The following is a 6,309-nucleotide window of genomic DNA, read 5'->3' as shown; positions in this document are numbered from 1 at the left end:
GATCCGGCGGAGCCCGCGAGCCGGTGAGAAAGATCGTCGAGAGCGGAGACGATTCTCCGCTCGGCACCAAATTCGCAACCACTCCTGCGGGTCAACTGCTGCCATCCGTCTTCTTTTCGCCCCGCATCAGTGCCGATGGGGTGGTAAGTTTCATCGGAATTCTCCCATCGCCTAACGGCAGCCCGGACGCGGGGATTTTCGCTCTTCGCCCTGGCGGAACTCTGGAAAAACTCGTCGCCAGTGGCGACACGGCGGGCGGCGAGACGCTCACGATTGTGCCTCTCGGCCACATCGTTAATGCCAATGGTGATGTTGCTTTCTTCAGCGGGACGCTGGAGCGGCCGGGACTCTATCTCTTTGACAGCCGCACGAGGACGACCCGACAGATCGTCGCGCCCGAAATCACGCTCCCTACGGGAGAGATCCTATCTCCCTTCGTGGTCGCCCTTCCGGCCCTCACCGCCTCCCAGACGGTCTTTTTCCTCAGCTCGCTCACCGGCGGCGAAGCGAGATTGGCCATCTGCGCAGCGCCGGCCCAGTAGGCGAAAGCGATGCGAGGAGGTCGCGGGGACCATCGGGAATGGGGATCAGAAAATTCGTTTCGTGTTCGTCCAGATCCCCCACAGCCAATCCGTCAACGTATGGCTCACGGCTCCCCACCACAAACCGAGAAAGGCGGCGACGAGATACCGACGCTCCACCGTGCGGACGATCTGCCACAGTTCCCGGAGAACCTGTTGAAAGCTCACCTCCGGCAGAGTCGGCCACCGGAGGAGATGGACGATCCACATCCCCACACCAAGCAGGGCAATAAGTACAGCAATAAAGTAGATCACGCGGATCGCCGTACCGAGCAAAATGCCATGCGAGAGTCGGGAGCGATGGCGAAAGATCACCCGGTACGGCCACCAGAGGAATCCAAACGGTCCCCAACGGGCATACTGTTTGCTGTCAATGTCCAGATCGGGCCCGAACATGAAGCCGGAAAAAAGCATGGCCAGTGTGGTCAGCAGGGCCAGGTCCCTGCTCCCGGTCACAGCATAGACGCCGAGAAAGGTCGGGGGCGCCAGGATCAGTGTGATCGCATCATGAGTCTTGGCCCTGGGCATGGCGCTGTCGTCTCAGACGACGGCGTGAACAACGGGCCGAGCGGCACGCCCGCGTGCGCCCGGCAGGGACCGCTCACGCCGATCGGTTGTTCCGTCCGATTCCCGTTGATGACATCGCTGCATGCCCGGCTATTTTACGTCATTCGGCACCCGCGCGGCCATCCGGATAAGAGGGCGAGGCGAAGGGAGGAATTGCCTTCCCTCCGAAGGTGGACCACAAGCTCAGGCGAAATCAAATTGCCTCCGACGCAGGCGACGTGGTAGCATTAAGGCGGTCGCAGGAACAATGCCGAAAATCGGCCTGTTTATATTTCATCGAAGGGTGGATGCACAATGTCGGGACATTCAAAATGGCATCAGATCAAGCACAAGAAGTTGGCGGCTGATGCAAAGCGGGGCAAGCTTTTCAGCAAATTGATTCGGGAAATCAGCGTAGCGGCTCGGATGGGCGGCGGCGATCCCGAAGCGAACCCCCGGCTGCGGAAAGCGATCTCCGAGGCCAAAGCCAATAACATGCCACAGGACACGATCCAGCGCGCCATAGATCGTGGCACGGGCAAGATCGCCGGGGAGCAGTACGAGGAGGTCATCTACGAAGGATATGGCCCGGGAGGCGTCGCCGTCCTGGTCGAAACGCTCACGAGCAACCGCAATCGCACCGTTTCGGAACTGCGCCACATCTTCTCCCGGCACGGGGGGAATCTCGGCGAAAGCGGTTGCGTCTCCTGGATGTTTCACAAGAAAGGCTATATTCTCGTCCCTCGGGGTTCCCTCTCGGAGGATGAGATCTTCACGCTCGCGCTGGACGCCGGCGCTGAAGACGTGCGAACGGATGACGAAGGGAACTATGAGATCATCACTTCGGTGGAAGATTTCGACACGATCGTGGAGACGCTCAAGCGGGCATCGGTTCCTCTGACCACGGCGCAGATCACCATGATGCCCCAATCCTACGTTCGCCTGGAAGGGAAAGACGCCACGGCCATGCTCAAGCTGATGGATGCTCTGGAAGACCACGACGACGTACAACGAGTCTCGGCGAACTTCGATATCCCGGCTGAGGAGATGGCCCGCGCCGCCGTTCAATGAATCCGCTTGACAAAACCGGAGTCGCGAATAGAATTGAGAGCGGATATTGTGAGCGGGAGTAACTCAGCGGTAGAGTGCAACCTTGCCAAGGTTGAAGTCGCGGGTTCAAATCCCGTCTCCCGCTCCACGGTCTTATAGGATCTTTTGCAAATCGGCGAAGGCAGACAGTCGGAACTTGGGTCCTGACGGATCGCCCCTGAAGAGACGGGGCGATTGAAAATGCTGGCCTTCGCCGATTATAATTTTTGCCGGATCGTCATGAGATCGGATGGTTGAAAAGGCGGCGTAGCCAAGTGGTAAGGCGGAGGTCTGCAAAACCTCGATACCTCGGTTCGAATCCGAGCGCCGCCTCCAGGGATCTCAACCGATGGCACACCCACCCTTTCACGGATCGGGATCGCCGCCTCCTAGTGCCCCAACGGGACATTTAGTCCCCACGCGAACTCCGCTCCGGGTTCACAGAGAAAGCCATGATCACCCGGTCCTTTGACCAAGACTCGACATCCGTCCTTTCCCCTGTAGCGATTTTCAACCTCCTGCACTCCGGGAGCGCCCGCATCCGGCGGGCTGAAAGCACGCGAGAAGCGTTCGCTGCGGGGGTAATGGCCCTGACGGGGATGTCCGAATTACCGGGGATGCGGTTTTCGCCGAGTCAGGACTTTGGCCCTGGCGGAGGCGTGTGGGAATCGAACCCACCAGCGCCGACTTTCGCCGTCGCCCGCCGGGTTTGAAGCCCGGGGAAGTCACCAGACCTCATTCGCCTCCGCTCTGATGTATTCCGGCGAAGTTGCTGGGCGTTCCGGACGATCCTTTGAGACACGGTTTGGCGTCGTCGCCGCTGGACACGATCTGCTCGTGCCCGCGTCAGGTCACCGGGCGCAAGGAGGGACCCCGTCGTCCCGGGCACCCACCAGCGCATCTGATCTCCGCTGATCGAACCGATCAGCTCGGTCACACACCTCAGGTGCCGCCGTAGCCGATGGTGACGCGCTCCCCTTCGACGATCACCGGTACGCTGCGCCGTCCGCCCGAATAAGTCAGCATCTGTCGCAGCGCCTCTTCGTCCTCATGCACGTTGAAATACTTGAAGGCGATGCCTCGTCTGCCGTACTCCTCACGGGCGGCCGTGGTGTACGGTCAGGTATCCTTGCCAAAGATCAAGACGATGTCTTTCTCACTCATAGCTCTCACTCATCCGGTCACTCTTCTGAAAGTTTGTTGACTTCCCCGCCCTGCTGTCAACCAGCAGCGACGGTTTCAGGACAATCGCGCATTCGACCCGGCATGGTATTCCTGGAGCGATCCGATTTCCAGATGCTCTTTTTGTAGCGCCTCGATGGCTTCGACGACCGCGCGCGCTCCCGTCAAGGTAGTGATGCAGGGAACGCGATAGTGAACGGCGGCCCGGCGAATGGATTTCTCGTCATAGAAGGAATCGCGTCCGAGTGGCGTATTGATCACCAGGGAGATCTGCCGACTCTTGATGAGGTCCACCACGTTCGGACGTCCCTCGTTGACCTTATACACGTGGCGCGAGGGGATGCCAACGCGCTGGAGCGCTTCGCGTGTTCCTCGCGTGGAGATGATCTCAAATCCCAGCTCCTTCAATCGGCGGGCGATGGGGATGACGTTCCGTTTATCGTTGTCATTGACGCTGATGAAGACCGTGCCCGTGCGCGGCAATCGGTTGCCCGCCCCGTACTGCGCTTTGAGAAATGCGCTGCCGAAGGTCGAGGCCACGCCCATCACTTCTCCGGTGGAACGCATCTCCGGACCGAGCACCGGATCCACTCCGGGGAAGCGGGAGAAGGGAAAGACTGGCGCTTTGATGTAGAAGCGGTCAACAGTCAATTCCTCCGGCAGATTGAATTCATCGAGTCTTCTTCCGGTCATCAAGCGGGCGGCGATGCGGGCCAGCGGCACACCGGTCGCCTTGCTGACAAAGGGGACCGTGCGGGAGGCCCGGGGATTGACTTCGAGGACGTAGACCGTCCCGTCTTTGACGGCGTATTGCACATTCATGAGGCCGACGACCTGCAAGGCTTCGGCCAGTTCGCGGGTGTAGCGACGAATCAGATTCAGAGCGTCCGCGCCGATCATGTAGGGAGGCAGCACCGAGGAGCTATCGCCCGAATGAATCCCGGCTTCTTCGATGTGCTCCTGAATACCGGCAATGACCGAGCGGTGGCCATCGGCCAGCGCGTCCACATCCACCTCGAAGGCGTCTTCAAGAAAGCGATCAATCAACACCGGGTGCTCGGGCGACGCCGCCACCGCCTGGTGCATATAGTGTTCCAGGGCTTTCTCGTCGTACACAATGACCATCGCGCGACCGCCCAGAACATAGCTCGGGCGAACGAGCACCGGATAGCCGATCCGGGCGGCGATGCGCCGCGCCTCGGCGATGCTGGTCGCCGTTCCATGTTCCGGCTGAGGGATTCCCAGCTCTTTGAGGAGGGCACCGAACCGCTGGCGGTCTTCGGCGAGATCAATGGACTCGGGCGATGTTCCGATAATCCTCACGCCCGCCCGCCACAGCGGCATCGCCAGATTGAGTGGGGTCTGCCCGCCAAATTGCACGATCACGCCCTCGGGTTGCTCTCGCTCGTAAATGTTGATGACGTCCTCGAAGGTGAGCGGCTCGAAATACAATCGGTCCGATGTATCGTAATCGGTGGAGACGGTCTCCGGATTACAATTGACCATGATCGTCTCGTAGCCGTCTTCCCGCAGGGCGAAGGCAGCGTGACAGCAGCAGTAATCGAACTCGATGCCCTGTCCGATGCGATTGGGTCCGCTACCGAGGATCATGATCTTGCGCCGGTCGGTGGGCAAAGCTTCATCCTCCTCTTCGTAGGTGGAGTAGAGGTAGGGGGTGAAGGATTCGAACTCAGCGGCGCAGGTATCCACCGACTTGAAGACCGGACGCAGGCCCAGGGCACGCCGCTTCTCGCGGACGGCCTCTTCAGTTGTCTGAAACAGGCGGGCCAGGCGCTGATCAGAGAGGCCCAGCCGCTTGGCCGTCCACAAATCCTCCCGCGAAACGTCAGTCCAGGCCGTGTGCGAGAGCCGCCGTTCGTGCTCGGTAATCTCACTCAGTTGATGGAGGAACCAGGGATCAATCCCGGTCAGCTCGTGCAGTTCCTCAACGCTGAACCCTCGTTCCAAAGCCCGCAGGAGGTGGTGCAGGCGCTCGGCCGTTGGCACCAGCAGGAGACGCCGCAGTTCCTCATCGGTCACATCACCGGCGTCATCCCTCCGCCGACCCAATTCCAGTGAGCGAATCCCTTTGAGCAAGGCCTCCTTGAACGTGCGTCCGATGGCCATGACCTCGCCGACCGACTTCATTTGCGTTGTGAGGACCGGATCGGCGGCCGGGAACTTCTCGAATGCCCAGCGGGGAATCTTCACCACCACGTAATCAATTGTCGGCTCGAAACTGGCCAGCGTTTTCTTGGTGATGTCGTTGGGAATCTCGTCGAGGGTGTAACCGACGGCGAGCTTGGCGGCAATTTTGGCGATGGGGAAGCCGGTGGCTTTCGACGCCAGAGCAGAAGACCGCGACACGCGCGGGTTCATCTCGATGACGCGTAGGGCTCCGGTTCGCGGATTGACGGCAAATTGAATGTTCGAGCCGCCGGTTTCGACCCCCACCTTGCGAATGACGGCGATGGCGGCATCGCGCATGCGTTGATATTCCCGGTCGGTGAGCGTTTGCGCCGGAGCCACCGTGATCGAATCGCCGGTGTGAATCCCCATCGGATCGAAGTTCTCGATCGGGCAGATGATGACGACGTTGTCGGCCAGGTCGCGCATGACCTCCAGTTCGTACTCTTTCCATCCGATGATGGATTCCTCGACGAGCACTTCGTGAATGGGCGAGGCTTCCAGACCCCCCTCGACGATCTCCTCGAACTCCTCGTCGTTGTAGGCGATGCCCCCTCCGGTCCCCCCCAGGGTGAAGCTCGGACGAATAATGATCGGATAGTCGAGTCCGGCGGCAATCGCCCAGGCTTCGTCCAGCGAGTGGGCGAATCCGGCCCGAGGGACTTCCAACCCGATCTCATCCATCGCCTGCTTGAAGAGGCGGCGATCTTCGGCGATGCGGATG

General features: G+C 60.3%; 4 protein-coding genes, 3 tRNA genes and 1 pseudogene. 4 read left to right on the top strand and 4 right to left on the bottom strand.

Going from position 1 to position 6,309, the window contains the following annotated elements; all coding sequences use genetic code 11:
- On the top strand, positions 1-542 hold a 542-nt coding region (locus VNM72_05580), incomplete at its 5' end, for a hypothetical protein (protein HXF04867.1).
- 45 nt (positions 543-587) lie between these two features.
- Here the strand turns inward: VNM72_05580 and VNM72_05575 are convergent.
- Entirely contained in the window at positions 588-1,109 is a 522-nt protein-coding gene (locus tag VNM72_05575; GenBank protein ID HXF04866.1) for a metal-binding protein, read from the bottom strand.
- 333 nt (positions 1,110-1,442) lie between these two features.
- On the opposite strand from VNM72_05575, the gene VNM72_05570 reads away from it, so the two are divergent.
- From VNM72_05570 to VNM72_05560, 3 genes are all read left to right on the top strand, one after another.
- Positions 1,443-2,198: a YebC/PmpR family DNA-binding transcriptional regulator gene (locus VNM72_05570; GenBank protein HXF04865.1), complete on the top strand. Its 756-nt coding sequence runs from the start codon at positions 1,443-1,445 to the stop codon at positions 2,196-2,198.
- Positions 2,199-2,250: 52 nt separating this feature from the next.
- Positions 2,251-2,325 (top strand) — tRNA-Gly (locus VNM72_05565).
- Positions 2,326-2,477: 152 nt separating this feature from the next.
- Positions 2,478-2,552: transfer RNA gene (locus VNM72_05560), tRNA-Cys, on the top strand.
- A gap of 313 nt (positions 2,553-2,865) precedes the next feature.
- Here VNM72_05560 and VNM72_05555 read toward each other — a convergent pair.
- The 3 genes and pseudogenes from VNM72_05555 to carB form a co-directional block, all read right to left on the bottom strand.
- A tRNA-Sec gene (locus tag VNM72_05555) sits at positions 2,866-2,963 on the bottom strand.
- A 195-nt stretch (positions 2,964-3,158) separates the two neighbouring features.
- Positions 3,159-3,380: a UXX-star (seleno)protein family 1 gene (locus VNM72_05550; protein ID HXF04864.1), complete on the bottom strand. Its 222-nt coding sequence runs from the start codon at positions 3,378-3,380 to the stop codon at positions 3,159-3,161.
- A pseudogene (carB, locus tag VNM72_05545) lies at positions 3,373-6,309 on the bottom strand (carbamoyl-phosphate synthase large subunit). The gene VNM72_05550 and the pseudogene carB overlap by 8 nt, the downstream one beginning before the upstream one ends.

The organism is Blastocatellia bacterium (assembly GCA_035573895.1).
In the GTDB taxonomy this organism is placed as follows: Bacteria; Acidobacteriota; Blastocatellia; order HR10; family HR10; genus DATLZR01.
This window is presented reverse-complemented; position numbering and strand designations above follow the sequence as displayed.